This window comes from Lentzea terrae (genome assembly GCF_003265345.1).
Taxonomy (GTDB): domain Bacteria; phylum Actinomycetota; class Actinomycetes; order Mycobacteriales; family Pseudonocardiaceae; genus Lentzea; species Lentzea terrae.
On record NZ_QFWW01000001.1, the window covers coordinates 238,165 to 263,335 of the forward strand.

Consider the following 25,171-nt stretch of genomic DNA (forward strand, 5'->3'; position numbering starts at 1 on the left):
ATGACGACTACCCCAGTGACCCCGGACCGCATCTTCCAGCTCGCCCAGGGGTTCATGGCCAGCAAACACCTCTTCGCCGCCAACGAGCTCGGCCTGTTCGAGGCCCTGGGCGAAGGACCGGCCGACCTGGCCGGTCTGGCCGCCCGCACGGGTCTGCCCCAGCGGACGGCCCGCATCAGCGCCGACGCCATGGTCGCGCTCGGGCTGCTCGAACGGCACGGTGACCGGTACGCGAACACACCGGTGGCCGCGACGTTCCTGGCGGGGGCCACACCCGCCGACTTCCGGCCGCTGCTGAAGTTCTGGGACAAGCTCAGCTACCCGACGTGGACCGACCTGGCCGGAGCGCTGGGCCGCGGCAAGCCGGCCCACGACATGTCGGAGATCGACGACGAGCTCGTGCCCCTCGTGTCCGCGGGCATCGAGGCCGCCACGGCCGGTGCCTCCCGCGCCCTCCCCCACGTCGCCGGGTTGCCTGCGGGCAGCCGGGTGCTCGACATCGGCGGGGGCACGGGATCGTGGTCCGTGGCCCTCGCGGACGCCGATCCCACGCTCACCGCGACCGTGTTCGAGCTGCCGGGGGTGGCCGCCCTCGCCGCGCAACGGCTCCGCTCCGAGCGGATCCGGGTGCACACCGGCGACCTGCTGACCGACGAACTCCCGCCAGGCCACAACGCTTTCCTGCTCGCCAACGTCGTCCACTACTTCACCCCGGAGACCAACAGGACGATCCTGCGCAAGATCCGGGCGGCCGCCGAGCCGGGGGCACGTCTGCTGCTCGCCGACTTCTGGACCGACCCGACGCACACCCAGCCGTTGCCCGCGGCGCTCATGGCCGGCGAGTTCGCGATCCACGTCAACGACGGTGACGTCTACAGCGTCGAGGAAGGCGCCGGGTGGCTCGGCGAGTGCGGCTGGACCTTCACCGGGCACCTGCCGCTGGCAGGCCCGATCAGCCTCGTGACGGCCGAGTCAGGACCGCAGTAACGCCGCCCGCACGATGTCCATGGCTTCCTGCGACGAGAGGCCCAGTTCCGCCGACATCGACGCGTACTGGGCCGCCGCCGCACGGATGCGCTCGCGGTTGTTGTCGCCGTTCGCACTCACCACGGTGCCCGCGCGGCCCCTCGTCTCGACGAGGCCGGCCTCCTCCAGTTCGCGATAGGCCCTGGCCACCGTGTTGACCGCCAACCCCAGGTCCTTCGCCAGCGCCCGCACCGTGGGCAGTTTGGCGCCCACGGGCAGTTCGCGGCTCGAGATGGCGTGCGCGTAATGCACCCGCACCTGCTCGTACGGAGGTGTGTCCCCTTGGTAGTCGATCTTCACTGCGCCCCATCCTCCCCGGCGGCCTGTCACTACCTCTGTATTGACCAACGGAGGAGTGCCCGGGAGGTTGCGGGTCGATTCAGCGAAGATTGGTCTGGTCCGCACCCATCTGCACGTAGAGCTTGCGCCACGCCTGGTCCGCGGCGGTGGCTTCTTCGCCGTCGCAGTAGGGTTTTGCGCCGTTCGTCGTGTAGTAGCGAAGGATGGACAACGAGACGACGGTGTCCCAATTACCTTCGTCGAAGTACTCCTCGCCCGGCTGCTGCTCCTGGTGCTTCATGCACGAGATGTCAGACTGCTGTTCGTCGTCGAACTGAGCGTTGGCCACGCCTTCCGAACCGCAGGCGCCCAACGCGGCCAAGGCGAACACCAACACAACGAGTTTCTTCATGATCCCTCTTCTCGATTAACCGGCCAGCGCGCGCGTGGCCAGACCGACTCCGACGAGCATCACCAGCGCCGCCGTGCCCAGCGGCGTGAAGTCCGCGAACTTGCGGAAGCGAGCCAACCGCGGACCCAAGCGGTCTCGTAAAGACACCAGCAACAGTCCGGCGGCGGTCAGCGTCGCCGCCATGCCCAGCCCGTAGGCGAGCACCAGGACCACGCCGAACCACGTGCGGCCCAGTGCGATCGCGCCGAGCAGCACGACCAGTGCGGACGGCGACGGCACGAGGCCGCCCGCCACGCCCATTCCGACGAGCCCCGCCCGGCGGTGCCCATGACCATGGCCGTGCCCATGACCATGTCCGTGGCCATGCCCATTTCCTTCTTGGGCACGCAAACGGCCACGTGAAAGCACCGCCGAGCGGAGCAGCACCCCTCCGATCACCGCGACCAGCAGACCGCTCGCCACGCCGAGCCAGCGCAGAACTGACTCGCCGGCGATCACGCTGGACACGCTGAGCAGCAGCCCCAGCACCAAGACCCCCGCCGTGTGGGTGATGGTGACCGTGGCCCCGACGAGGAGTGCGTCGCGGCGGGTTCCTCGCGAACCCGCCAGATAGGCGGCCATCACGGTCTTGCCGTGGCCGGGCAGCGCCGCGTGCGACGCGCCCAGCACCAGAGACAGCAGGACCGCACCAATCCCGACCACCGGGGTGAGATCACCCACCAGTCCGACGGCCGCCTTCGTGGCTTCTCCCAACGCTCCAGGCGGGGTGACGACAGTTCCCTCGCCTGGTTGTGCGACGAACCGCACCGCCCGCACGTCCAGCGGCGACGACAGCAGGTCGTCCGGGTACGTGCGCAGTTCGTTCGTGATCGACTCGGCCGGCGCGCCCGACACCGTCATGTCGACACCGACGACGGTGATCTCGCGCCAGCCGGGCCTGTCCTTCAGGTACGAGTCGCTGAACGTCACCTCGACCTCGCCGCGCACCGGCAGCACCGCGGTGTACTCGCAGGTCAGCCGCATGGTCGGCAAGCCGGCCTCACCGGGCGGGCGCACGACGTCGGCGTCGCGCACCTCGAACCGCAGCGCGCGCTCGTCGGCCATGGCGTTCAACGACTTCGCGCGTTCCGCGCACCGCTTGCGGGCGTCGACGAAGTCCCGGTCCTGCAGGGTCGGAATCTCCGCACTGTCCACAACGGACCGCAGCTCGATCCGGTCCGGGAACACCCGCAGGCCGTCGTAGTGGTTCACGCTGAGGTTGCTGAACGGGTGCGCCTGCGCCACCCCGCCCATCAGCAGCATGCCGAACAGCACCAGCACGAACACCCTCATCGCAGACTCCCCAGAATCGCCTCGCGGTGCCGCAGCACTTCCGGGTCGCGCCAACCCAGTGCGACGGCTTTGTCGGAGTACGGCAGGGCTTCCGCAGAACGCTTGTTCACGTGCAGAGCCCACGCCAGCGCGTCCGCGGTGAAGACGCTCTGCCGCTTCGCCCACTCCTTCTCGGCGTACCGCAACGCTTCCGCCGGATCCCCGTGATCGGCGGCGATCAGGGCAGCGGTCAGGTCGTCGCCACCCAAAGCCTGCAGTTGCCGCAATGCGAGGTCGAACTGCGCCCGCGCCTCCTGCGGATTGCCCGACTTGGCCAAGGCCTTGCCGTACTTCACCAGGTACTCCGGCGACGGCGCCTTCGCCACGAGTCCGCGATAGACCTCCAGCGCCTCCTGGTCGGAACGCCCGTTCAGTTCGCCCAACTGGAAGCGGCAGAACTCGGCCTCGTCCGGGGAAGAAGCCGTCTCCAGCGCCCGTTCCAACGCCCCGCGCGCCTCGTCCAGGCGGCCGTGCAGCTCGAAGTGGTAGGCGGCGCGGGTGAACGACGCGACGCCCGGCCGCAGGTCCAGCATGCGTTGCAGCGCAACGGAAGCACCGGCGTCGTCGCCGAGCTGAGTCAGTGCGTCGACGAGCACGCCCTGAGCCTGTGCGGAGTCCGGAAGTGCGGTGACTGCTCGCTGGCCCCAGCCGCGGGCCTCAGCGAACTCGTGCCGGGCGTTGGCCAGTGCACCTCGGCCGATGAACGCCTCACCGTTGCCCTCCGGCTTGAGCCGCAACGACTCGGTGAGCGCCCGCTCGGCGCGGGGGTGGTGCTGGGGGTCGAACGTGACGCGGGCGAGCTCCACGTGGGTGGTGCCGAGCTGCGCCCAGGCAGCGGCGTCCTGCGGGGTTCGGCGGAGCTTGGCCTGCAACGACTCGGCGTTGCGCTGCAAGGAAGAAGTCTGCGTGGCTGCGGCGGGTGTCGCCGCCTGCGGGGAGACACAGGCGGCGACAGCGAGCAAAGCTGCCAGCAGCGGAATGGTTTTCCACATGTCAGGCACCCTCACTCAGTTGGAGTTGACCGCCCGGTTGCTCGGCAGTCCGACGTACGGGAACTTGTCTCCGAAGCGGACGTTGTTCTTGTCCACCCGGTCACCCTTGGCGAGCGCCGGCACGAGCTTGCCGGTCAGCGCCGCACCCACGACCGCCTGGATCTCGATGTCCACCACGTCGTCGGCGAGCCTGCGGCCGTTCGGGAACCCTTGCAGGTCACCGCCGAGCACACCGAGCCGGTTGGGGTTCTTCGTCACCGGCGTGGACATGTTGAGCCGCAACATCTCCGACGGCGCGAACTTCTTCGGGTCCACGTCGGCGTTGTTCAGCTGCGAGTTGAGATCCGCCTTGATCGGGCCGCCCGCCTTCGTGGTGATCCCCGTCAGGAAGATCTCCACCAGGTCGGCCCGCGGCGTCTTCGGCGCCGGGATGCCGTAGATCGCCTGGATCAACCGGGCCAGCTCCGGGTCGTTCACCCGGTCCAGCAACGCCTGAACCTTCGCGTCCCCAACGGGTTCGAGCCCGTTGAACGCGTCCTTGATGGCCGCCGACGACACGACTTCGTTCACCAGCGGGTTGCCCAGCCGGGAGACCTGCACGAAGTTGCCCTGCGGAGTCGCCTTGCCCGGGTCGAGCTTCAACGTGCGGCGCTCGGTGTCGCTCCACACGCCGATCACCGGGTTGCGCGCCGGGTCGCCCTTGAGCGCGAGCATCGTCTTGGGCACCTGGATGGCGATCGTGTTGACGTTGTAGCCCATCAGGGTGTCCTGGTTGACCTCCTTCAGGTTGCCGCCGTAGAGCAGGTCGAACACCCGCAGGTCCAGGAAGAACGAGTCCTCGGCCGGTCCGACGTAGACCTGGCCACCACCGGGGATCTTCGCCGTCGCCTGGTCGCGGATCGCGCCGAAGTCGGGGAACGACGCGGGGCCGGTGTTCGACGGAGCCGCCCGGCCGCCCCGCACCAGCGTTGTGCTCTTGCCGGGCTCGATCAGCTCGAGGTTGTAGTTCTGCCGGAACAACAGGTTGTCGTCGTTGATCGACGTGACCGGCCCGTTGTTGTAGAGGAAGGTCTTGTTGCCGCGCCGGTCGTCGGTGTTGAAGGTGAACCGGAACGTCTTGTCCGGCACCGCATCCCCGTCGGCGTCGATGTTGACGTCGTACCGGGCGTCCGTGGCCCACGGGTAGAAGTTGGGGCCACCGTTGGGTTCCTGCAGACCGAACCAGTTCGCGATGAGCGTGACCGTGTCGGGTCTGTCGGGACTCGTGAAGGCGTAGACGTCGGTGTTGTCCACCGCCGGGTCCGCCGCGATGAGCGGTGCTTCGCGGTGGCTGGAGGCGTGCGCCGCCGGTATCGCCGCCGCGACCGCGACCACGGCGGCGGCGATCGCACCGCGCCGTAATCGCTGTCTGTTGCTAGTTGGCATTGTCCTGCTCCCTTCCCACGGCGGGGATTCGGAAGCAGGACGCCTGCCGGTTCGGACTTATTCTGCGGACTTCGGCGCGACGACCGTGCCGCGCGCCCGCGTTACGACGATCGGCTCAGCGAGCAGATCCGCCGCGCTCGGTCCGCGATCGGGTGCCGACCGGCACACCACGCGCGCCTCGAACTCGATCTCGCGCGAGCGCTTTCCTATGCGCACCAACGTCGCCGTGGCCTCGATGACGTCACCGGCCTGGATCGGCGCCACGAACTCGACGGAGCTGTACCCCGCGAACAGCCCCTCGTCGGAGTCCGTGTGGATCAGCAGCTCGGTGGCGACGTCACCGAACATGCCGAGCCCGTAGGCACCGTCGACCAGGTTGCCGCCGTAGTGTGCGTGCGAGTGCGGCACGTAACGGCGGTGCGTCACCGAGAAACCTTCGACCAAAGCCCCGCTCACGCGGCGACCCCCTTCTTCTCCTGCATCGCGTGCACCAGGTAGCTCGCGACCTCACCCGGCGTGGTTCCCCGGCTGAACACCCGATCCACCCCGAGTTCCGCTGCCATCAGCGGATCGAACCGCGGGCCGCCCGCGACGAGCAGCGGCCGCCTGTCCCCCATCGCCTCGCGGAACGCCGCGGACATCTCCTGCGTGTTCAGGATGTGCGCGTCCCGCTGGGTCACGACCTGGGAGATCAGCACGGCGTCGGCCTTCTCCGCGCGGGCGCTGCGGACCAGCTCGGGGACGGAGACCTGCGCGCCGAGGTTCACGACCTTCAGCTCGCGGTAGTACTCCAGGCCCTTCTCCCCGGCGAACCCCTTGATGTTGAGGATCGCGTCGATGCCGACCGTGTGCGCGTCCGTGCCGATGCAGCCGCCGACGACGACCAGCTTGCGCCGCAACACCTTCTTCAGCGTGGTGTTGACTTCGGCCGGGGACAGCAGCGGGTACTCGCGCTCGACGACCTTGACCTCGTCGAGGTCCACGAGGTGCTTGACCGAGCCGTAGACGACGAAGAACGTGAAGTCCTCGCCGATGGGGTTCGAGTGGACCACCATCGCGGGGTCCATGCCCATCTTGTTCGCGAGCTGCTGTGCCGCGCCGTCCGCCTTGGGGCCGAAGGGAATCGGCAGCGTGAACGACGTCTGGATCATGCCGTCACCGGTGGTGTCGCCGTACGGCCTCACGTACCTGGTCATGCCTGGGCCTCCAGCAGCTCGCTCGCCGGGTTGAAGTACTCGTCCGCCTTCTCGACGACGCCGTCCGCGCCCTTGCCCTTGTCCGCCGGGCGCTTCATCAGGCCGAACGTGCCGTCCGCGATGGCGTTCAACAGGCCGTCGTCCACGATGCGCTCCAGCAGATCCACGGCCTCGCCGAGCACCTGGTGCGCACGCTTGACGATCAGGCCGTCCTGTGCGGGGCGGAAGTCCTCTGCGAGGCTGCCCGCCGCGTTGAGCACGTACCGGACGTTCTGCAGCGCGAGGTCGCGGTCGGAGAGGAACGGCGTCACAACGGCTTCGGTCATCATGCCGACGAGCAGAATGGACTGTCCGGTCAGGACACCGGCGAGGTTGAAGAACCCGTCCAGCAGGTAGCCGTTGAAGACGTCGCCCGTCATGTGCTTGGTGGGCGGCATCCACTTCAGCGGTGCGTCCGGGAAGAGCTCGCGGGCCAGCAGCGCGTGGGCGAGCTCGAGGCGGAACGAGTCGGGCACCTTCGGGTTGATCTCGAAGGCGTGGCCGAGGCCCAGCAGGTGGTCGGGCAGTCCCGCCTCGTGGGCGAAGTGCTCGTTGAGCAGCTGGCTCACCGTCACCGTGTGGGCGGCGTCGACGGCGTCCGCGGTGGTGAGGTAGTTGTCCTCGCCGGTGTTGATGATGATGCCGGCGCGGGCGTGGACCTGGCGGCTGAAGCGCTGGTCGACGAACGTGCGGATCGGGTTGATGTCCCGGAACAGGATGCCGTACATCGAGTCGTTCAACATCATGTCGAGCCGCTGGAGTCCGGCCAGGACCGCGATTTCCGGCATGCACAGGCCGGACGCGTAGTTGGTCAGCCGGACGTACCGGCCGACCTCCTTCGACACGTCGTCGAGCGCCGCCCGCATGATCCGGAAGTTCTCCTGCGTGGCGTACGTGCCCGCGAAACCGTGGTGCGTGGCGCCTTCCGGCACGTAGTCGAGCAGCGACTGGCCGGTCGAGCGGATCACGGCGATGATGTCGGCGCCCGCGCGGGCCGCATTTTGGGCCTGCACAACGTCTTCGTCGATGTCGCCGGTCGCGACGATCAGGTAGATCCACGGACGTTGCGCCGGGTCGCCGAGTTTGGCGACCAGCTTGTCGCGCTGCGCCCGGTTGCGGTCGACCGTCTTGAGGCCCTTGGCGACGGCGGACGTGGCTGACTTCTTGGCGGCGGTCCGGTCCTTGCCTGTGGGGATCTTGAACTGGATCTGCCCCGCCGCGGTGGCCTCCGCGAGCTCGGTCAGCGTGCCGAGGTTGTTCTCGCGAAGTGCGTGGAATGCCGGGAGCACCACGCCGTGCTCCAGCCCGCACTGCTCGCGGACCGTGTCGATCACGCGGTTGACCCACGGCACGTCACCGGCGCGGTGGGTGGAGTCCGCGCCGGTGATGCCGGCCAGGCGAAGTGTGGCGCGCTCGACGGCGACGGTGGTGTGCGCCTTCGCGATGGACACCACCGGTTCGGCCGCCCGCGCCGCGAGTTCGCGCGCGGTGGCGACGACCTTGGGGTCGAGGTCGAGCAACGCCATGAGTCACTTCCTCTCGTAAATTGTCCGGCCGTTCAGGACGGTTCGCACGCAGACGGGCGCGGGCCCGGTCAGGTCGGGCAGCCCGGGCACGCCCGAGCGGGGGTCGGTGGACCAGCGCTGCACCCGCGAGTCGCTGGCGGCCACCACGAGGTCACCGGTCTCCCACACCGCGTACGTGGCAGGAGCGCCGGGCTGGAGCGTGCCGGTCAGCCCGTCGTCCACGCCCGCGGCTCGCCAGCCGCCGCGTGTGTGGGCGGTGAAGGCAGCGCGTGGCGAGATGCCGTGCCCGTTGGTCTTGTGGTGCACCGCAGCGCGCACGGCGGCCCACGGGTTGATGGCGGTCACCGGGGTGTCGGAGCCGAACGCCAGCACGACGCCTGCTGCGGCGAGCTTGGAAAAGGGGTTGAGCCCCACTCCGCGCTCCGCCCCGAGGCGCTGCACGTACATACCGGTCGGGCCGCCCCACTCGGCGTCGAACAGGGGCTGAACGGACGCGATGACGCCCCACCCGGCCAGTTGCTGCGCCTGCTCGGCGGTGACCATCTCCACGTGCTCCAGGCGGTGCCGCGCACTCGCGAGGTTCGGGGTGCCGAGCGCCTTCTCGGCGATGGTGAAGCCTTCGATCACGGCGGCCATGCCCGCGTCGCCGATGACGTGGAAGCCCGCCTGGATGCCCTCTTCGGTGCACTTGATCAGGTGGTCGGCGATCTGCCGGCCGGTCAGGTAGAGCGCGCCGGACGTGTCGGCGTCCGCGTAGGGCTCGACCAGCGCGGCGGTGCGGGAGCCGAGCGCGCCGTCGACGAAGTGGTCGCCGGCGAGGCCGCGGACCTCGACCGACGGTTTGTCGTGGGCGCCCCAGTAGGCGACGACCTCGGGTCCCTCGCCGTGCTGCAGCAGTTCGCGCAGGTCGTCCTCGCTCGAGATGTCCGGGCCGGCGCACTCGTGGACGCTCGCGATGCCCATGCTCGCCGCGTGGCGGAGGAACGTCAGCTGAGCTGCCTGGCGTTGTTCCGGCGTGATGGCCGCTTTGGCCGTGCCGCGCACGTGGTGGTGGGCTGCGCGCGAAAGGGGACCGTCGTCGCTGTAGCCGTCGGCGTTCTTGGCTTCGTCGGTGATCAGGTCGGAGGAGACAAGCGCAGAGTGCACGTCGATGCGCGACAGGTAGACCGTCTTGCCCTGAGCCGCCTCGTCGATCTCCGCACGCGTCGGCGGACGGTTCTCCGGCCATCGGGTCTCGTCCCAGCCGTGCCCCCACACCAGCGGGCCCTCGGCGTCGCGGACCTGCTGGAGCAGTTCCTGGATGGACGACGTGCGGGTCAGGTCGAGGCCGGTCAGCAGCAGACCGGCACTCGTGGCGTGCACGTGGGCGTCGACGAACGCGGGCGCGACGAACGCACCGTGCAGCTCGACGACCTCGGCGTCGGGGTGCAGCGCGCGGCCCACCGAGTCCTGGCCGATCCACACGATGACGCCGTCCGTGACGGCCATGGCCGTCGCATCCGGTGCGTAGATGCGGCCGCCGACCAAAAGTTGCGTACTCACGTCACGCAGTCTGCCGTTGCTCGAACAGCGCCCGCACACCCGGCTGGGTCCTGATCAGGTCCAACGCGAACGCGGCGTGACCAGGCACATACCCGTTGCCGACCAGCATCTCGACGTCGGCCGCCAACCCCTCGGCACCGAGTGCCGCGGCACTGAACGAGGTCGCCATGGAGAAGAAGATCACGGTGCCGCCGTCGCCAGTCGCGAGGATGGCGCCGTGCTCGCACCCCGGCACGTCCACACACACGACCGTGACATCAACCTGCTTGCCCACCGCTTCGGCGACGGCGACGGGGTTCCGTGCGTCCGCGATGACGACCTCGTCCGCGAGCCCCGCCTTGCGGACCTGCTCCGCCTCACGCTCCGTCGGCACCAACGCCACGAGGCGCGTAGCACCGGCCTGACGTGCGGCCGCGAGAGAGAGCGATCCGGACTTGCCGCCACCGCCGAGCACCAGCACGGACCCGCCGGGGTGCTTCCGCACCACACGGTCAGTCAGAGCCGGTGCACCACACACGTCCAGCACGGACAGCGCCAACTCGTTGGACATGTCGTCCGGCAGCACGGCCGCGATGGACCGCCCGAACAGCACCGCGGTCCCCCGGCACGGCACCTGCTCGTCCTCGCCGTCCCAGTCCTGCAGGCCGTCGTTGATCTTCAACGGCGTCAGGGTGAGGCTGACCAGCGTCGCGATCCGGTCGCCGGCCTTCAGCCCGAGCGGCGACTCGGGCCCGACCTCCAGCACGGTACCGAGCAACATGCCGCCCGAGCCGGTGACCGGGTTCTGCATCTTGCCGCGCTCTTCGACGATGTCCAGCACGGCCTGGCGGACGGCTGATCCGCTGCCGTGCTGCTCCCTGAGCTGCCGGAACGACGCCGCGTCCAGGTTGAGCCGCTCGACCGCGACGATCACCTCGTCGGCGGCGGGGACGGGTTCCGCGTCCAGCCGCCACGCCTGCTGCGGCAGGACGCCCTTGGGCTCGAGGACGCGGTGCAGTCCGTACGCGCTCACCTGAAAATCCTTCGGTCGACGACGCTGTCTCGACAATATCTTCACGTGAAGCGTAAAGATCCCGCAAGCATCACTCGGTAACGAGCCTGAACCACCTGCAGTCGTAGGGTGCGAGGTCGATCTTGGCACCGCTCTTCGCCGGCCGCACGTTCCCGCCGGTCAGCAGGTCGGTGAGCACACCTTCCGCGGGCACCCGCACGGTGATCTCCCGGTTCGCGAGGTTGTGCACGGCGATCACCGTGCCGCCGTCGCAGTCGGCGCGGTGAGCGAACACCGCCGGGTCACCCGCGTCGAGCACCTGCGCGTTGCCCCACGCCAGCTCCGGGCACTCCCGGTAGAGCCGGATCAGCTGCCGCATCCAGGACAGCAACGAGTCGTGATCGTGGCGCTGCTCCTTCGCCTTTTCCCAGTCCATCGGCACGCGCACCGCCAGCCTGCCCTCCAGCGACAGGTCCTCGTCCAGGCCGAGCTCCTCGCCGTAGAACAGCACCGGCGTGCCCGGCAGCGTGAAGAGCAGGCTGTAGACCATGCGGATGCGGCGCTGGTCGTGGTTGAGCATGCCGGGCAGCCGTCGGCGCAGGCCGCGGCCGTAGAGCTGCATGGACGGGTCGGGTCCGAAGGCGTCGAAGACCTCCTTGCGTTCGTCCTCCGGCAGCTTGTCCAAGGTCAGCTCGTCGTGGTTGCGCACGAACGTCGCCCAGTGGCCGTCGCGTGGTGGCTGCGGGCGTTCCTGCAGCGCCTTGACCAGCGGGCCGCTCGACTGCCGCGCCAGCGCCAGGTACATCGCCTGCATGCCCACGAAGTCGAAGCACATCGTCAGCTCGTCGCCGACGCCCTGGCCGTAGTAGGCCATCGTGTCCTTGTACGGCAGGTTCACCTCACCCAGCAGCACGCCCTCGCCGTTGCGGCGGTTGAGGAACGCGCGCAGGTCGGTGAGGTAGTCGTGCGGATCGGGCAAGGAGAGCGCGTCGGTGGCGTCGTTGTGCTCCAGCAGGAACGGGACGGCGTCGACGCGGAAGCCGCTCAGGCCCAGCTCCATCCAGAAGCCCATGATGCGCGCGATCTCGTCGCGGACCTCGGGGTTGGAGACGTTGAGGTCGGGCTGGTGCTTGTAGAAGCGGTGCAGGTAGTACTTGCCGACCTCCTCGTCGTACTCCCAGAGGCTCTTCTCCTTGTCCGGGAAGGTGATTCCCTGCGGGCCGTCGGTCTGCGGCTCGTCGGCCCAGACGTACCAGTCGCGCTTGTCCGGGTCGTGGAACCACGGGTGCTGGTCGGACGTGTGGTTCACGACCAGGTCGGCGATCACGCGCATGCCCCGGTCGCGGGCGGCGCGGACGAACTCCACGAAGTCGCCGAGGGAGCCCAGGCGTGCGTCCACGGAGTAGAAGTCGGTGATGTCGTAGCCGTCGTCGCGTTCGGGCGTTGGGTAGAAGGGCATCAACCACACACACGTGACGCCCAAGGCGTGGAGGTGGTCGATGCGTTCGGTGGCGCCGCGGAAACCGTTGTCGGAGAAGGTTTCCACGTCGAGGCAGTAGAGGACGGCGTTCTTCCACCAAACGTCTGACGTGCGGATCATCGCGTCACCTCCGGGAGCACGTGCTCGCCGAACGCGTCGACGAACGGGATCAGGTCCTGGCCCACGTGGTGCAGGTAGATCTCCTCGAAGCCCAGCGACGTGTAGGCGTGCAGGTTCTCGACGTGCCACTTCAGGTCGGAGGAGACGTCGACGACCTTGGTGACGTCTGCGGGCGTGACGTGCTCGGCGACCACGTCGAAGTGCTCGGCGAGTTCAAGGTCCCAGCAGACGGGTGGGCGGAACACGTTGGAGCGCCACTGCTCGTGCGCGATCGTCAGCGCGGTGTCGTCGTCTTGCGCCCAACTCAGGTGCACCTGAAGGTGGAGCTTGCCGCGTCCGCCGGCGTCCCGGTACGCGTCCGCGACCTCCCTGAGCTGCTCGGGCGCGGCGTTGACGGTGATCAACCCGTCGGCCCACTCGGCGCACCAACGCGCGGTCTGGGGGCTCACGGCGGCGCCGATCAGCAACGGCGGTTCGGTCGGCCGTGTCCACAGCTTCGCGCGGTCGACCGTGACCAGGCCGTCGTGGCTGACCTCCTCACCGGCGAGCAACGCGCGGATCACGTCCACGCACTCGCGCAGGCGGGCGGTGCGGAGGTGCTTGGGCGGCCAGCCGTCGCCGGTGATGTGCTCGTTGCTGGCCTCGCCGGTGCCGAGCGCGGCCCAGAACCGGCCGGGGTACATCGCGGCGAGGGTGCTGATGGCCTGGGCGGTGATCGCCGGGTGGTAGCGCTGGCCAGGGGCCGTGACCACGCCGAACGGCAGGTTCGTGGCCTGCAGTGCGGCGCCCAGCCAGGACCAGGCGAACCCGGAGTGGCCCTGTCGTTCGCTCCACGGGGAGAAGTGGTCGGAGCTCATCGCCGCCGTGAACCCGGCCTCCTCGGCTCTCTGCACGGCGGCGAGCAGGTCGGTGGGGTGGACCTGCTCATGTGACGCATGGATGCCGAAAACGGTCATGCGACTTCAGGTACCCCGCACGAAGATCGAGGCAACCTGCTTGCCGGTCCTGATGTTCTGACCAGGCCGTTCCCACCGGCCCCTGCCCGTGCACCTGACCGCCGAACTTTTCCGCCGATCCCTTGAACCGATCCCGAACAGCATCCGTGTGGATGGCAGCACCCTCGGAGCGGAGGAGGAACGGCGATGTTCAACGAGACCCGTATCGGCACCGCCACTGTCGTCGAGTTCATCCGGCCGGACGGCTCGATCGAGCCGATGAACGTCGACCTCCACTACCGCTCAGACGATCCGCACGCTGTGACAATGCGGTTCCAGGCCCGCGACCAGGAGTCGACCTGGTTGGTCGGCCGCGAGCTGCTGTCGGACGGCCTGCTGTCGCCGGCCGGCCTCGGCGACGTGCGGCTGCGGCCCGAGCACGGCGACCTCCTCGTGCTGGAGCTCTTCACCGAGGACTCGCACGCGGTGTTCCACCTGTCGGCCGACGAGCTGGGCCGGTTCCTGGACTCCACCTACGCCGTGGTGCCGGCCGGGCAGGAGGTCCTCGACTTCGAGCTGCTGCTGAAGGACCTGCTCGCCTAGAGTCGCAGGCCCAGGACCAGCTTGTCCGCGGAGTCGATCACGCGGAAGCCGAGGTGTTCCCAGAAGCCGATGGCGTGTGTGTTGTGGCGCCGCACGTGCACATGAACGCCCTTCTCGAGCCGTTCAAGCAGTCTTCGCACCACCGCGCCGCCGAGCCCCTTGCCCTTCGCGCGGGGCAGCAGGTTCGCGTGCATGTGCGCCGGATAGTCCTTGACCAGCACCGGATCGACCTTCGCCGGGTGGTGGATGTGCCGCACGACCCGGTTCGCGTTGGCCGTTAGCGGATAACGAACGCGCAGGTCAGGCCACCAGTCCCGCTCACAGCGCTCCTCGAACGCCTCGCTGTCGGGCGCTGCCAGCGCATAACCGCAGACGCCGTCGTCGTCCTCCACGACGAACGCGAGGTCAGGCTCGAACGCCACATACGGCCCGACGTAGGCATGACCGAGCAGACGAGCGTCATCGAACAGATGGCGCGCGCCCAGGCCACCGTTGCCGGTGTCGAGGCAGATGTCGTAGAGCGCGTCCAGGTCAGCGGGCCGGTACGCGCGGATCACGTCAGCTCGCGCCGATCCGTGACGATCACGGGCTCGACGTCGACAACTTCGCCCTCGACGACCTGACCGGGCCCGAAGCGGCGGTCGTGCTCGAACTTCAGCGCGGCCGCCTCCGCCTTGCGCGCCATCCTGCGGCTGACGAGCTTGCGCGTGGGCGGGAACAGCAGGAACAACGCCGCCACGTCGCTGATGAAGCCAGGCACCATGATCAACGCACCGGCCGCCGCGATGAGCACGCCGTCGGCCATCTCCTGGTGCGGCTGCTGGCGCTTCCACACGGTCTCGGAGAACGCGGCCATCGTCTGCGCCCCCTGCCTGCGCACGAGCTGCAGACCCACGAGTGTGCCGAGCAGCAACAACGCGATCATCCACAGCCCGCCGATGGCGTTGCCAACGGCGATCATGACCGCGATCTCGGCGAACATCCCGAGCAGCACCAGGGCGAAGACAGGCATGCCTCTTGAACGCACGGGGCCTCCGTTTTGCTCCCTGGGCGCCCTCCACCAGCGCTTGAGCTGAAATATTTACGGCACGCTAGCGATATGACAGGATATCTTTACGCGACCTCGACGCTGAGGAGTACGGATGACTGCGCTGCACGACGCCCCCACGGCGTTGGAACGGCTGGACCGCCAGCCGTACACGTACGTGCGCCGTGAGCTGGTCGAACCCGACTGGCGGCGCTTCCCCGGCTGGTCCCACGTGACCGAGGCGCAGTGGCGCGACGCCCAGTGGCAGCGGGTGAACTGCGTGAAGAACGTCAAGCAGCTCCGCAAGGTCACCGGCGACCTGCTGACCGAGAAGTTCTACGACGACCTGGCCGCGGACCAGGAAACCTTCGCGACCATGTCGATGCTGCTGCCGCCGCAAATGCTCAACACGATGGCGGTGGACGCATCTCCTGCGGACTTCACCGACGCCTTCCTGGCCGACCCGGTCCGCCGCTACATGCTCCCGGTGAAGTCCGACCGCGACCCGCACTGGCCGTCGCACCCGCACTCCCAGCGCGACTCGCTGCACGAGGCCGAGATGTGGGTCGTCGAGGGGTTGACCCACCGCTACCCGACCAAGGTCCTCGCCGAGATGGTGTCGACCTGCCCGCAGTACTGCGGCCACTGCACCCGCATGGACCTGGTCGGCAACTCGACGCCGCTGATCGACAAGCACAAGCTCTCGCTGAAGCCGGTCGACCGCCAAGACCAGATGATCGAGTACCTGAAGAAGACCCCAGGCGTGCGCGACGTCGTCGTCTCCGGTGGCGACGTGGCCAACGTGCCGTGGCCACAACTCGAGTCGTTCCTGATGCGCCTGCTGGACATCGAAACCGTGCGCGACATCCGCCTGGCCACCAAGGCCCTGGCCGGCCTGCCGCAACACTGGATCCAGCCACGCGTCGTCGAAGGCCTGGAGCGCGTCGCCCGCACCGCCTCGCGCCGCGGCGTGAACCTGGCGATCCACACCCACGTCAACCACGCCCAGTCGGTGACGCCACTCGTCGCCGAGGCCGCGCGGACTGCTCTCGAGGTCGGCGTCCGGGACGTGCGCAACCAGGGTGTGCTGATGAAGGGCGTCAACGCCACGCCGGACGATCTGCTCGACCTTTGCTTTGCGCTGCAAGGGGAAGCGAACATCCTCCCCTACTACTTCTACATGTGCGACATGATCCCCAACGCCGAGCACTGGCGGGTGTCGGTGTGGGAGGCGCAGGAGCTCCAGCACGCGATCATGGGCTACCTGCCTGGGTACGCGACGCCGCGCATCGTGTGCGACGTGCCCTACGTGGGCAAGCGGTGGGTGCACCAGCTCGCCGAATACGACCGCGAGCTGGGCATTTCCTACTGGACGAAGAACTACCGCACCGGGATCGAACTCGAGGACCCCGAGGCACTCGACCGCCGCTACCCCTACTACGACCCGATCTCCACGCTCGGCGAGGCCGGCCAGAAGTGGTGGTCCGACCAGACCTGACGGGTCACGATGGGGCCGTTTTCGGAGCACCTTCCGAAGGCGGCCCCATCAGCATGTTTTGCCTGGTCAGACCCCATAGTGTCTCGTTGCGCCTCGACACCAAGGGGCCCAGAAGGGGCCCAGGAAGTCCAAAGTGGACGGCACTGTTATTCCACATTGGACTATCGGAGCTCATGCCTTGAATCGCCGGTGCGCTGACCACTGAGGCGTTCTCACCTGCTCGGTGCGCGTTTCCCGAACGCGCAGGGGTGGCCTGCTGGCATCACGTTGCGGCTGACGTCACGGCCTCAGCTCACCTGCTCGAACGCACTGTTCATCGGCCAGCTCGCCGGCCCGCTCGTCGTGCTGGCCACTGACCGGCCCCGTCAACGGGCCTTCGCCTGCACTTCTGGTCATCGGAGCCGTCCCGCTGGTCGTCGCGGGCGGCAGCGCTCGATTCATCCAGGCCCGAGCGATCCGTCAAGGCGTCGTCTGGAGACCCGCCGCGAACCACTGACATTTCGCCCCAAGGGGCGTTCCTGTTGCCCGTTCCCAAGCGTGGCAGCGGGAACGCGCCAGCGACACGTCAGTCTTCGATGAGGGCCAGTTGCTTGTTGATTTCGCGGTAGTTGTTGTCGCCCACGACCTTCTGCAGCAACGAGGTGTGGTCGAAGATGAAGTCCCGGATGGGCCGTAGCGGTGCCGGGGCGTGGTGGAAGACCTTGCCGAGGATCCATGCCTGCTGGACCTGCCGGGCGGTGTGGGGTTTGCGCGGGTCCTCGTAGCTTTGCAGACAACGTTGTACAGCGGTGAGATCGGTGAGGTCGACGCCGCGCAATGCGCGGCCGAGGAAGTAGCCGTCCTCAATGGACATGCCGGCGCCGTAGGCTGCGTAGGGTGAGGTCGGGTGTGCCGCGTCGCCCACGAGGGTGGCCCGCCCCTTGGACCATTGCTTCAGGCGTGGCCGGTCCCGCAGTACCCAGTGCTGCACGTTGTCCGGCTCTGTCTGGGCGATCAGTCCGGGCAGGGGGGCGAGGAACCCCTCGGCCAACGCGGTGGCCGCGGCCTTGAGGTCGGCCGGCGCTGGGGCGTCGGGATCCGTGGCGGTCAGCACCCACCATTGGAAGCCGTCGCGGCCCTTGTGCCGGATCGACGTCCAGCTTCCCTGCACCGTTCTGCCGTGTGTCAGGACGGATTTGTTCGGTTCGGTGCCAGCAACGTCGGAGAAGGTGAATCCACCGAAGATGTGCAGCCGATGCTCACGCCTGGGCGCGTCTCCCCACAGCGTGCGCCGTACCAGCGAGTCGATGCCGTCGGCGCCGACCAGTAGGTCGTGTTGGGCTGTCGTGCCGTCGGGGAAGTGCAGGGTGACTGCGTGGTCGTCCTGCTCGATGCGTGTCACGTGCTGGTTGAACCGGATGGTGCCCGACGGGATGGCGGCGAGCATTCGTTCGTACAGTTCGGGCCGCAGCAGTCCGATGAACCCGCCACCGTATGAGCGCTTGGTCTGCGGGTCCTGCTTGACGTCTACGCGCACGCGGCCGCTGATGCTGCGGAACTCGGTGTCCGTCGGCGAGCCGAAGTCGTTGATGTCCACTCCGAGCGCGCGCAGCGCCTTCAGCGGCGGCGGCCACAGGTTGAGGATGTTGCCCGCCGGCCGTGCCTCGCGGTAGCGCTCGTAGACGACGACGTCGTGACCGGCCTGGGCGATGGACAGGGCCGCGGCCATGCCGGCCGGTCCGGCGCCGAGGATGGCTACGCGGCCGCAGGGTCCGTTGGAGTGCGGGATGGCCATGGGGAGACCTCGCGACATCGAGAGGAAAAACAGTAGCGATCGCTACTGTTTTCGCAGTTTGTAATGTGCGCTACGGTTTTGTCAAGACCTGGGATGTATCGGGGATGAGGGAGACGACGTCATGGGTGAGGCCGAGTCGGCGCCCGCGGCCGACCTGGAGATCCGACCGCCCAAGCAGCGGCGCAGCCGCGAGGCGTGGAACCGGGTGCTCGACGCCGGAGTGTCGATCCTGGAGGACGGCGGGTACGAGGCGTTCACCATCGCCGCCGTGTGCGAGCGGGCCCAGGTCGCGCCGCCGGCGATTTACGCCCGCACGACCAGTAAGGACGCTCTCTTCCTCGCCATCTACGAACACGGCATGCAGAGCCTGCGCGCGGAGCAGCGGGTTTTCGCCGACGACAGCCGTTGGGCGGACTTGTCGGCGGCCGAACTCGTCCGTGCGGCGGTGGCCGAAACGGTCGGCATGTTCTTTCGCCACGAACGATTTCTGCGGGCGGTCATCCTGATCTCCGCGTCGCATCCCGAAGTCCGGCGCCGGGGTTCGCGCTACAGTCAGGAGCACGGGGACGGATTCGCCAAGGTGATCCTGCGGGTGGCGGACACCATCACGCACCCCGATGTCGAGGCCGCGGTCAGCTCCTGCTTCAGCACGGTGTTCGCCGCATCGGTCATCCGTGTCGCATACGGTCCTGGATTCGCCAGCTCGCTGCCAGTCGACGACGACGCGTTCATCGCCAATCTGGCAGCGACGGCGGTGCGCTACCTGCTGTCCGACTGACAGTGTCCGGCCGGTGAGGGGATCCCCGGGATGGTCCTTAGTGGACTGTTGAGGACAATGTGCTGCCATGTCTCGGTTGCAGGCTTCTGACCCGCCCCGATGGGTTCACCCAGTGCCCATGGATGGTTCGAACGAGCGGGCCAGCGGTACGGATTCCACCCCGAGTGGACGCCTTCGGTTTCGAAGGCGTCCAGTTCTGTTTCGGTGATCAGGCGGGGATGGCGGCGTTCTGCGGCTTGTCCGCGGGCAGTGGCAGCACCTTCTGGAAGATCGGTACCGCGATCGCCGCCACCACGACGTGCATCAGCATGAGGCCGACCACGCCGAGCGGGCTCGCGCCGGGGATGCCGAACAGCGGCAGGTCGGGCAGCAGTGAGACGGCGACGACGATCGGCACCAGCTTGCGCAGCAGGGCGTTCGGCCGGGCGGCCTTCCGGCGGATCAGGGCCCACGCCGCGGCGGCCACAACCGTGCCGACCGCGGTGAGGAACACGTAGGCCTGGGGCGTGAGGCCCTGGATCACCTCGGGTGAGGCGCCCAGCGCCTGGGCGGCGACGGATACGACGGTGTTGGCGATGGAGGCCAGCACGATCGCGGCCAGCAGGCTGAGTGTCACCTTGATCTTGCTCGTTTCCATGACTGTCTCTCCTGGGGCTCTGCGGATGGCGTCAGCTCAGGTTCTCGAGCAGGGCAGTGACGGCGTCCTCGACCAAGCGCCGATACCGGATGTCATGGCGGTGTCGTGGTCACAGCCGTGGTCCGGCCACGATGAGCTGAGTGTTGTAGCGGGGGTGGCGCGTGGGGCGCGGCGATCGCCGCCGAGGCGGCGCACACGGCTCCGGCCTGGGCGTCCACCGCTGAGCCGTCGGGCGCCGAGCCGCAGGAATTGCGCCGAGTGCTCGACCGGCCGGATCTCGAAGTTCATCTCATTAGGCCCTGCAAGTCAGCGGGCGGCCGCCGTTGTAGGTGACCATGTCGCGGAACGCGGCCGGCACGTCGATGCGTGCGCCCGGAGCGGCCCCGTTCTCCTCGGCGTAGGCGCGGTGCAGGTTGCCGACGATGCGTTCGCTGTCGAGCCATCCGGCGTACTGACCGAGGTCGCACTCACGGGCGGCATCGAGCGGCGAGAGTCCAGCCGCGACGCCCTGCTTCGCGACCTCCTGGAGGAAATACAGGTACCCCAGCGCATCGTCGATGACCTCGGGACCGCACACCGGGCCGTGGCCGGGCACGATCGTGGTGGCGCCGAACGCGGTGATCACGTCCTTCAGGACCGCGATCGAGCCTGCGACAGAACCGGAGAGTAGGAAGGGTGTTCCGCCCGCGAACAGCAGGTCGCCCGCGAAGAGGACGGAACGCTCCGGCACCCAGATGACCGAGTCGTTCGTGGTGTGCGCTGGACTACCCACATGGCGGACCTCGCAGCGCAGGTCGTCGACCCACAGCGTCACACCCTCGCGGTAGGTCAGAAACGGTGGTGCCAGTGGTAGCGAGCCGTCGTCGATCGGCTCGAAGATCCCGGTGAGCCGCGGCCCGGCGGCCATGGCCAGCATCTCCGACCGGGTGTTCTCATGCGCGACGATCGTGGCCCCGGGAAGCCAACCGTTGCCGGCGGTGTGGTCGGGATGGCTGTGAGTGTTGACGAGGGTGTGCACCGGTCCCGGCGACACGGCACGCATGGCGGCGTCGAACGCACGGGTGCGCCGTTCCGTCGAGCAGGTGTCGACGGCCACCGTCCCGGACCGCCCGACGAGCATCCCGGTGTTGTTGATCATCCAACCGCCATCGGGCTGCACGTAGGCATAGATGCCCCCACCGAGGTCCTCGATCCGAGGATCGCTCACAGCACCGTCACTCATGCGTTTACCCTCGGACCCCCTAGTCCGATCGGGAAGCTGATTTCGCGTATACCCGCCATCGGTGAGACTGATGACCTGGCGTGCTCGTGCGAGCCCACACCAGGCAGATGTCCCACATCAACGAGCGCGATGCGGAGGCCGCTGTGAACCTGTCCAACCTGGACTTGAACCTCCTTGTGTCGCTGGACGTGCTGCTCGAGGAACGGTCGGTGACACGCGCCGCCGCTCGCCTGGGTCTCTCCCAGCCCGCCCTCTCCGGCGCGCTCGCCCGGTTGCGACGACACTTCGACGATCCACTGCTCGTCCGTTCAGGCAACACGTCCGAATTGAGTCCACTCGCCGAGGCGCTGCGGCTCCGCACGTCACACGCGCTGAACGAGGTCGAGCGCGTGTTCGCCAGCGAGGCCGTGTTCAATCCGGCGACCTCCAGGCGCACCTTCACCCTGCAGGTCTCGGACTACGCCATGGCCGTGATCGGTCCGCGGGTCGCGCAGGTGCTCGGGGAGCAGGCTCCAGGTGTCGTGCTGCGGTTCGAGAGTCAGTCGAGCACCGCGATGAACAGCACGACCGACTGGCTCCGCGGGGTGGACGGCATGATCCTTCCGCGCGGATTCGTGTTCGGCCTCCCCGCGATCGACCTGTTCGCCGACGAATGGGTGTGCGTGGTCGATCAGGACAACAATGCGGTCGGTGACGTCCTGACCATGACGGACGTCGCCGAGATGCCCTGGGTGCTCACCTACCACGGACCGACCCGATTCCTCGCTGCCGTGCGACAGCTGGAGCAACTGGGCATCGAGCCCAGGGTCGAGGCGGTCGTCGAGAGCTTCCTCGCCCTGCCGTTCTACATCACCGGAACCCGCCGCCTCGGACTCATTCAGCGTCACCTCGCGGAGATGCTGGCTTCCGGCAACCGACTCCGGGTGCTCGCATGCCCCTGGGGCGTGGTGCCGGTCGTGGAGACGTTGTGGTGGCATCCGCTGCACACTCGCGACCCTGGTCACGCCTGGCTGCGGTCGGTCCTCACCGAGACGACCCAGCACCTCAACCGACGAACCTGAGGTTTCGTGGCGGAAGTTCCGCCGACAGAGGCAGGGTGCGCTGAAGCGACATTCGTCTGCCTTATGTGGGGCATCAGCGATTTCGGCTTCCCTGATGTGGTCGGTCCAGAAGACAGTGGTGGCCGTCACAGCAAATGGAAGGACCACTTGTGGTTACCCCTTTCGCTCTCGCCACGGTCACCGATGACACCGCGGAGCGTCCTGCGCTGGTCGTTGATCTTGACGGAGCTCCCACCTGGCGAGACCTCTCCGATCTCGGGCCGACCGTGCACGCGCTGCTGCAGGACTGGGACTCGGTGCTACGGACGCTGCACACACTGACCGACCAGGCCACCCGCCCGCTGCAGCGAGAACAGGTCCGGCGTCCGCTCGTGCCGGGTCAGGTCCTTCAGGCCGGTGCGAACTACCGCACCCACGTCATCGAGCTCGCGGTCAAGCACGCCCCCGGCGACCGGCCCGAGGCCGAGGTACGGGCCGAGGCCACCGCGGCGATGGAACGCCGCACCGCCGACAGCGACCCGTACCTGTTCATCGGACTGCCCTCGGCCATCACCGGCCCCTACGACGATGTCGTGCTGCCCGCCTACTCGCAGCAGCACGACTGGGAGCTCGAGCTGGCCGTCGTGATCGGCCGAGAGGCGTTCCAGGTGGATCGCGCACGCGCCCTCGAACACGTCGCCTGCTACACGATCGCCAACGACCTCACCACGCGTGACCTGGTGTTCCGCCGCGACATGCCAGCGATCGGCTCCGACTGGTTCCGGGCGAAGAACGCCCCTGGCTTCACCCCGCTCGGCCCCTACCTGGTGCCCGCTGAGTTCGTGCCCGAGCACCCACAGATCCGGCTTGAGCTCAACGGAGAAGTGATGCAGGACGAGTCCACCGAAGACATGATCTGCGACGTCGCCGCGATCGTCGCCGCCGCGTCGCGAACGACCCCGCTGCGCCCCGGCGACCTGTTGCTCACCGGCAGCCCTGCCGGCAACGGCATCGCCCACGGCCGTCTGCTGCGTGCGGGCGACGTCATGACCGGCACGATCACCGGTCTGGGTGTTCAGCGCACACGGGTGGTCGCGCCGTGACCGCCGTGGAGTCCGTCGGGATCATCGGCGCCGGAATGGCCGGTCTGGGCGTCGCCATCCTCCTCGCCGAAGCGGGCGTGCCGGTGGAGGTCATCGAGACCACGCCGGAGGTCGGTGCCCTCGGGTCGGGTGTCACGCTGCAGGGCAACGCACTGCGCGTCCTGCGCCGCCTCGGCGTGTGGAAAGGGATCGAGCAGGCGGGGTACGCCTTCGACTCGGCCGCACTGCGCACGCCGGACGGCACGCTGCTGGCCGAGATGACAGACACTCGGACCGGCGGTCCGGACCTTCCTGCCACGGTGGGGATCTACCGCCCCGACCTGGCACGCCTGCTCGTCGATCGCGCTGTCGAGCTGGGTGCGAAGGTGCGAACCGGTATTCGGCCCGTCTCGCTCGAGCAGGACGACCACGGGGTCGACCTCGAATTCTCCGACGGCACGCGCGCTCGCTACGACCTCGTCGTGGGTGCGGACGGGGTGCGGTCGTGGACCCGTGACACGCTCGGCATCCAGTTGGAGACCGAGCCGGTAGGCATGGGGATCTGGCGCGCGTTCGCGAAGCGGCCACCGTCGGTGACCCGCACCGACCTCAGTTACGGCGGCGCGGCCTACATCGCCGGGTACTGCCCGACTGGCGAGGACACGCTGTACGCCTACCTCGTCGAGGACTCGCAGGACCGCAGCACGCTTTCCAACGACGAGCGGCTGGCCACCATTCGCGGGCTCGCCGAGCACTACCACGGCGCGTGGGACGACATTCGCGAGAACCTGACCGACCCGTCCCAGGTGAACTACACGTGGTTCGAGTGGCATCTCCTGGATGGGCCGTGGCACCGCGGCCGCACGGTGTTGATCGGCGACGCCGCCCACTGCTGCCCGCCGACGATGGCACAGGGGGCCGCTCAGGCGCTGGAGGACGCGTTCGTCCTGGCCGAACTGCTCACCGACCGCGACATCCTGGACGAGGACCTGTGGTCGGCGTTCACCGCACGGCGGCTCGACCGCGCGCGCATGGTGGTCGAGGGTTCGGTGCAGATGTGCCGATGGCTGTTGGCCGGCGAACGGGGCGACCTGCCAGGACTGCTGGGCCGCGTCCACTCCCTGCTCACGGAGCGGCCGTGAACACTCCAGTGGAGCCCCAGCCGGGCAAGGACCTCGTGATCGACGTGCACGCCCACTGCCTTGTCCCCGAGGTGGAGGCGCTGGTCGCCGACCAGCCGGCACTCGCGGAGCACCGCGCGCTCGACGCGCGGCGCCACGGTGCGGAGTCGATGGCGGTGTCGGGGCAGATGGTCCGTGCGGCCCTGCCCGCGCTGACGACCGTGGAGCGGCGCCTCTCCGATATGGACGCCGCGGGCGTGGACGTGCAGGTCGTCTCGCCGTCCCCGTCGCATTACCACTACTGGGCCGGCCCCGGCCTCGCGACCGCCGTCTGCCGAGCGGCGAATCGCGGCGTGGCGGGCGTCGTCTACCGGGCCCCCGACCGGCTGGTGGGCTTCGGGCTGGTCCCCCTGCAGCATCCCGATCTGTGCGTCGCCGCTCTCGACGACGCCCTCGGTCTCGGTCTCAAGGGCGTTGAGATCTCCTCCTTCGCCCCCGGCGTCGAACTGTCGGACGCACGGCTCGACCCGTTGTGGGCGCGGGCCGCCGAGACCGCCGCCGTGGTGTTCCTGCATCCCTTCGGCTGCTCACTCGACGAGCGACTCGACCGGTTCTACCTGGCCAACACGGTCGGACAACCGGTGGAGAACGCCGTCGCCCTCTCACACCTGATCTTCTCGGGGGTCCTGGACCGCCACCCGAACCTGCGGGTGGTCGCGGCGCACGGCGGCGGCTACCTGCCCACCTACCTCGGTCGCTCCGACCACGCCTGGCAGGTGCGCAGCGAAGCCCGGCAGTGTGCCGAAGAACCCTCGGCCTACCTGCGCCGGATCTGGTTCGACTCGCTCGTCCACACCCCGCAGGCACTGCGCGCTCTGGTCGCCGCCGTCGGCGCCGACCGGGTCCTGCTCGGCTCCGACCACCCATTCGACATGGGCGTGCCCGATCCGGTTGCCCGCCTCGACGCCGCCGGCCTCGACCCGGCCGACCGCGCCGCGATCGCCGGCGGCACCGCACAGAAGCTGGGGCTGGTCCCCCAGAGGGAATTCTGACAG

General features: G+C 68.5%; 25 protein-coding genes. 8 read left to right on the plus strand and 17 right to left on the minus strand.

Annotated elements, in window-relative coordinates; genetic code table 11:
• Window positions 1-987: a methyltransferase gene (locus tag DI276_RS01030; RefSeq protein ID WP_112261337.1), complete on the plus strand. Its 987-nt coding sequence runs from the start codon at window positions 1-3 to the stop codon at window positions 985-987.
• Here DI276_RS01030 and DI276_RS01035 read toward each other — a convergent pair.
• The 12 genes from DI276_RS01035 to DI276_RS01090 all read right to left on the minus strand — a co-directional run bounded on the left by DI276_RS01035 (window position 973) and on the right by DI276_RS01090 (window position 13,355).
• On the minus strand, window positions 973-1,326 hold the full coding sequence (locus DI276_RS01035; protein WP_112261338.1) for a GntR family transcriptional regulator: 354 nt from the start codon (window positions 1,324-1,326) through the stop codon (window positions 973-975). The two genes, DI276_RS01030 and DI276_RS01035, sit on opposite strands and share 15 nt — an antisense overlap.
• A gap of 79 nt (window positions 1,327-1,405) precedes the next feature.
• Window positions 1,406-1,717 (minus strand): hypothetical protein, encoded by a 312-nt coding sequence (locus DI276_RS01040; RefSeq protein ID WP_112261339.1) that lies wholly within the window; start codon window positions 1,715-1,717, stop codon window positions 1,406-1,408.
• A 15-nt stretch (window positions 1,718-1,732) separates the two neighbouring features.
• A complete protein-coding gene (locus DI276_RS01045; RefSeq protein ID WP_198680391.1) occupies window positions 1,733-3,049 on the minus strand; it encodes a nickel/cobalt transporter in 1,317 nt (438 codons plus the stop codon).
• Window positions 3,046-4,080, minus strand: a complete 1,035-nt coding sequence (locus DI276_RS01050; protein ID WP_112261340.1) for a tetratricopeptide repeat protein — start codon at window positions 4,078-4,080, stop codon at window positions 3,046-3,048. Before DI276_RS01050 ends, DI276_RS01045 begins: the two co-directional genes overlap by 4 nt.
• 15 nt (window positions 4,081-4,095) lie before the next feature.
• A complete protein-coding gene (locus tag DI276_RS01055; protein ID WP_112261341.1) occupies window positions 4,096-5,505 on the minus strand; it encodes a DUF4331 domain-containing protein in 1,410 nt (469 codons plus the stop codon).
• Between the two features lie 57 nt (window positions 5,506-5,562).
• Window positions 5,563-5,931, minus strand: coding sequence for a 3-aminobutyryl-CoA ammonia lyase (kal, locus tag DI276_RS01060; RefSeq protein ID WP_232836366.1), 369 nt, complete (start codon window positions 5,929-5,931; stop codon window positions 5,563-5,565).
• A gap of 26 nt (window positions 5,932-5,957) precedes the next feature.
• Window positions 5,958-6,701 (minus strand): lysine 5,6-aminomutase subunit beta, encoded by a 744-nt coding sequence (kamE, locus tag DI276_RS01065; protein ID WP_112261343.1) that lies wholly within the window; start codon window positions 6,699-6,701, stop codon window positions 5,958-5,960.
• Window positions 6,698-8,266 (minus strand): lysine 5,6-aminomutase subunit alpha, encoded by a 1,569-nt coding sequence (gene kamD, locus DI276_RS01070; protein WP_112261344.1) that lies wholly within the window; start codon window positions 8,264-8,266, stop codon window positions 6,698-6,700. Before kamD ends, kamE begins: the two co-directional genes overlap by 4 nt.
• A 3-nt stretch (window positions 8,267-8,269) precedes the next feature.
• Complete coding sequence (locus DI276_RS01075; protein WP_198680429.1) at window positions 8,270-9,817, minus strand: amidohydrolase; 1,548 nt, start codon at window positions 9,815-9,817, stop codon at window positions 8,270-8,272.
• Complete coding sequence (kdd, locus tag DI276_RS01080) at window positions 9,810-10,820, minus strand: L-erythro-3,5-diaminohexanoate dehydrogenase (RefSeq protein ID WP_112261345.1); 1,011 nt, start codon at window positions 10,818-10,820, stop codon at window positions 9,810-9,812. Before kdd ends, DI276_RS01075 begins: the two co-directional genes overlap by 8 nt.
• 70 nt (window positions 10,821-10,890) lie before the next feature.
• Window positions 10,891-12,399 (minus strand): alpha-amylase family protein, encoded by a 1,509-nt coding sequence (locus DI276_RS01085; RefSeq protein ID WP_112261346.1) that lies wholly within the window; start codon window positions 12,397-12,399, stop codon window positions 10,891-10,893.
• Window positions 12,396-13,355: a TIGR03885 family FMN-dependent LLM class oxidoreductase gene (locus DI276_RS01090; protein ID WP_112261347.1), complete on the minus strand. Its 960-nt coding sequence runs from the start codon at window positions 13,353-13,355 to the stop codon at window positions 12,396-12,398. The genes DI276_RS01085 and DI276_RS01090 overlap by 4 nt, the downstream gene beginning before the upstream one ends.
• 186 nt (window positions 13,356-13,541) lie before the next feature.
• On the opposite strand from DI276_RS01090, the gene DI276_RS01095 reads away from it, so the two are divergent.
• Window positions 13,542-13,937 (plus strand): SsgA family sporulation/cell division regulator, encoded by a 396-nt coding sequence (locus tag DI276_RS01095; RefSeq protein WP_112261348.1) that lies wholly within the window; start codon window positions 13,542-13,544, stop codon window positions 13,935-13,937.
• Here DI276_RS01095 and DI276_RS01100 read toward each other — a convergent pair.
• Both DI276_RS01100 and DI276_RS01105 read right to left on the minus strand, forming a co-directional pair.
• Entirely contained in the window at window positions 13,934-14,494 is a 561-nt protein-coding gene (locus DI276_RS01100) for a GNAT family N-acetyltransferase (RefSeq protein ID WP_112261349.1), read from the minus strand. The genes DI276_RS01095 and DI276_RS01100 overlap by 4 nt on opposite strands.
• Complete coding sequence (locus DI276_RS01105; protein ID WP_112261350.1) at window positions 14,491-14,949, minus strand: FxsA family protein; 459 nt, start codon at window positions 14,947-14,949, stop codon at window positions 14,491-14,493. The genes DI276_RS01100 and DI276_RS01105 overlap by 4 nt, the downstream gene beginning before the upstream one ends.
• Before the next feature lie 130 nt (window positions 14,950-15,079).
• On the opposite strand from DI276_RS01105, the gene DI276_RS01110 reads away from it, so the two are divergent.
• A complete protein-coding gene (locus DI276_RS01110) occupies window positions 15,080-16,462 on the plus strand; it encodes a KamA family radical SAM protein (protein WP_112261351.1) in 1,383 nt (460 codons plus the stop codon).
• A gap of 565 nt (window positions 16,463-17,027) precedes the next feature.
• Here the strand turns inward: DI276_RS01110 and DI276_RS01115 are convergent.
• The gene (locus DI276_RS01115; protein ID WP_112261352.1) at window positions 17,028-18,236 is read right to left on the minus strand and encodes an FAD-dependent oxidoreductase; all 1,209 of its coding nucleotides are present in this window, start codon (window positions 18,234-18,236) and stop codon (window positions 17,028-17,030) included.
• 121 nt (window positions 18,237-18,357) lie between these two features.
• On the opposite strand from DI276_RS01115, the gene DI276_RS01120 reads away from it, so the two are divergent.
• Window positions 18,358-19,014 carry a TetR/AcrR family transcriptional regulator gene (locus DI276_RS01120; protein WP_112261353.1) on the plus strand — a complete coding sequence of 219 codons (657 nt, stop codon included), beginning with the start codon at window positions 18,358-18,360 and terminating at the stop codon, window positions 19,012-19,014.
• A 208-nt stretch (window positions 19,015-19,222) separates the two neighbouring features.
• Here the strand turns inward: DI276_RS01120 and DI276_RS01125 are convergent, their stop codons facing one another.
• On the minus strand, window positions 19,223-19,651 hold the full coding sequence (locus DI276_RS01125) for a DUF6069 family protein (RefSeq protein ID WP_198680392.1): 429 nt from the start codon (window positions 19,649-19,651) through the stop codon (window positions 19,223-19,225).
• Window positions 19,652-19,943: 292 nt separating this feature from the next.
• Entirely contained in the window at window positions 19,944-20,873 is a 930-nt protein-coding gene (locus DI276_RS01130; RefSeq protein ID WP_112261354.1) for an MBL fold metallo-hydrolase, read from the minus strand.
• Window positions 20,874-20,953: 80 nt separating this feature from the next.
• On the opposite strand from DI276_RS01130, the gene DI276_RS01135 reads away from it, so the two are divergent.
• From DI276_RS01135 to DI276_RS01150, 4 genes are all read left to right on the plus strand, one after another.
• Entirely contained in the window at window positions 20,954-21,934 is a 981-nt protein-coding gene (locus tag DI276_RS01135; protein WP_232836367.1) for a LysR family transcriptional regulator, read from the plus strand.
• Between the two features lie 149 nt (window positions 21,935-22,083).
• Entirely contained in the window at window positions 22,084-23,016 is a 933-nt protein-coding gene (locus DI276_RS01140; protein WP_232836368.1) for a fumarylacetoacetate hydrolase family protein, read from the plus strand.
• Entirely contained in the window at window positions 23,013-24,137 is a 1,125-nt protein-coding gene (locus DI276_RS01145) for an FAD-dependent monooxygenase (protein ID WP_112261356.1), read from the plus strand. Before DI276_RS01140 ends, DI276_RS01145 begins: the two co-directional genes overlap by 4 nt.
• On the plus strand, window positions 24,134-25,168 hold the full coding sequence (locus DI276_RS01150) for an amidohydrolase family protein (protein ID WP_232836369.1): 1,035 nt from the start codon (window positions 24,134-24,136) through the stop codon (window positions 25,166-25,168). Before DI276_RS01145 ends, DI276_RS01150 begins: the two co-directional genes overlap by 4 nt.
• Window positions 25,169-25,171: the final 3 nt, after the last annotated feature.

What these genes read in the sequence shown, in the direction of transcription:
- DI276_RS01030 (WP_112261337.1), top strand. Translation starts at nt 1, where the DNA reads ATGACGACTACCCCAGTGACCCCGGACCGCATCTTCCAGCTCGCCCAG.
- DI276_RS01040 (WP_112261339.1), bottom strand. Translation starts at nt 1,717, where the DNA reads ATGAAGAAACTCGTTGTGTTGGTGTTCGCCTTGGCCGCGTTGGGCGCC.
- DI276_RS01045 (WP_198680391.1), bottom strand. Translation starts at nt 3,049, where the DNA reads ATGAGGGTGTTCGTGCTGGTGCTGTTCGGCATGCTGCTGATGGGCGGG.
- DI276_RS01050 (WP_112261340.1), bottom strand. Translation starts at nt 4,080, where the DNA reads ATGTGGAAAACCATTCCGCTGCTGGCAGCTTTGCTCGCTGTCGCCGCC.
- DI276_RS01055 (WP_112261341.1), bottom strand. Translation starts at nt 5,505, where the DNA reads ATGCCAACTAGCAACAGACAGCGATTACGGCGCGGTGCGATCGCCGCC.
- kamE (WP_112261343.1), bottom strand. Translation starts at nt 6,701, where the DNA reads ATGACCAGGTACGTGAGGCCGTACGGCGACACCACCGGTGACGGCATG.
- kamD (WP_112261344.1), bottom strand. Translation starts at nt 8,266, where the DNA reads ATGGCGTTGCTCGACCTCGACCCCAAGGTCGTCGCCACCGCGCGCGAA.
- DI276_RS01085 (WP_112261346.1), bottom strand. Translation starts at nt 12,399, where the DNA reads ATGATCCGCACGTCAGACGTTTGGTGGAAGAACGCCGTCCTCTACTGC.
- DI276_RS01090 (WP_112261347.1), bottom strand. Translation starts at nt 13,355, where the DNA reads ATGACCGTTTTCGGCATCCATGCGTCACATGAGCAGGTCCACCCCACC.
- DI276_RS01095 (WP_112261348.1), top strand. Translation starts at nt 13,542, where the DNA reads ATGTTCAACGAGACCCGTATCGGCACCGCCACTGTCGTCGAGTTCATC.
- DI276_RS01105 (WP_112261350.1), bottom strand. Translation starts at nt 14,949, where the DNA reads ATGCCTGTCTTCGCCCTGGTGCTGCTCGGGATGTTCGCCGAGATCGCG.
- DI276_RS01110 (WP_112261351.1), top strand. Translation starts at nt 15,080, where the DNA reads ATGACTGCGCTGCACGACGCCCCCACGGCGTTGGAACGGCTGGACCGC.
- DI276_RS01115 (WP_112261352.1), bottom strand. Translation starts at nt 18,236, where the DNA reads ATGGCCATCCCGCACTCCAACGGACCCTGCGGCCGCGTAGCCATCCTC.
- DI276_RS01120 (WP_112261353.1), top strand. Translation starts at nt 18,358, where the DNA reads ATGGGTGAGGCCGAGTCGGCGCCCGCGGCCGACCTGGAGATCCGACCG.
- DI276_RS01125 (WP_198680392.1), bottom strand. Translation starts at nt 19,651, where the DNA reads ATGGAAACGAGCAAGATCAAGGTGACACTCAGCCTGCTGGCCGCGATC.
- DI276_RS01130 (WP_112261354.1), bottom strand. Translation starts at nt 20,873, where the DNA reads ATGAGTGACGGTGCTGTGAGCGATCCTCGGATCGAGGACCTCGGTGGG.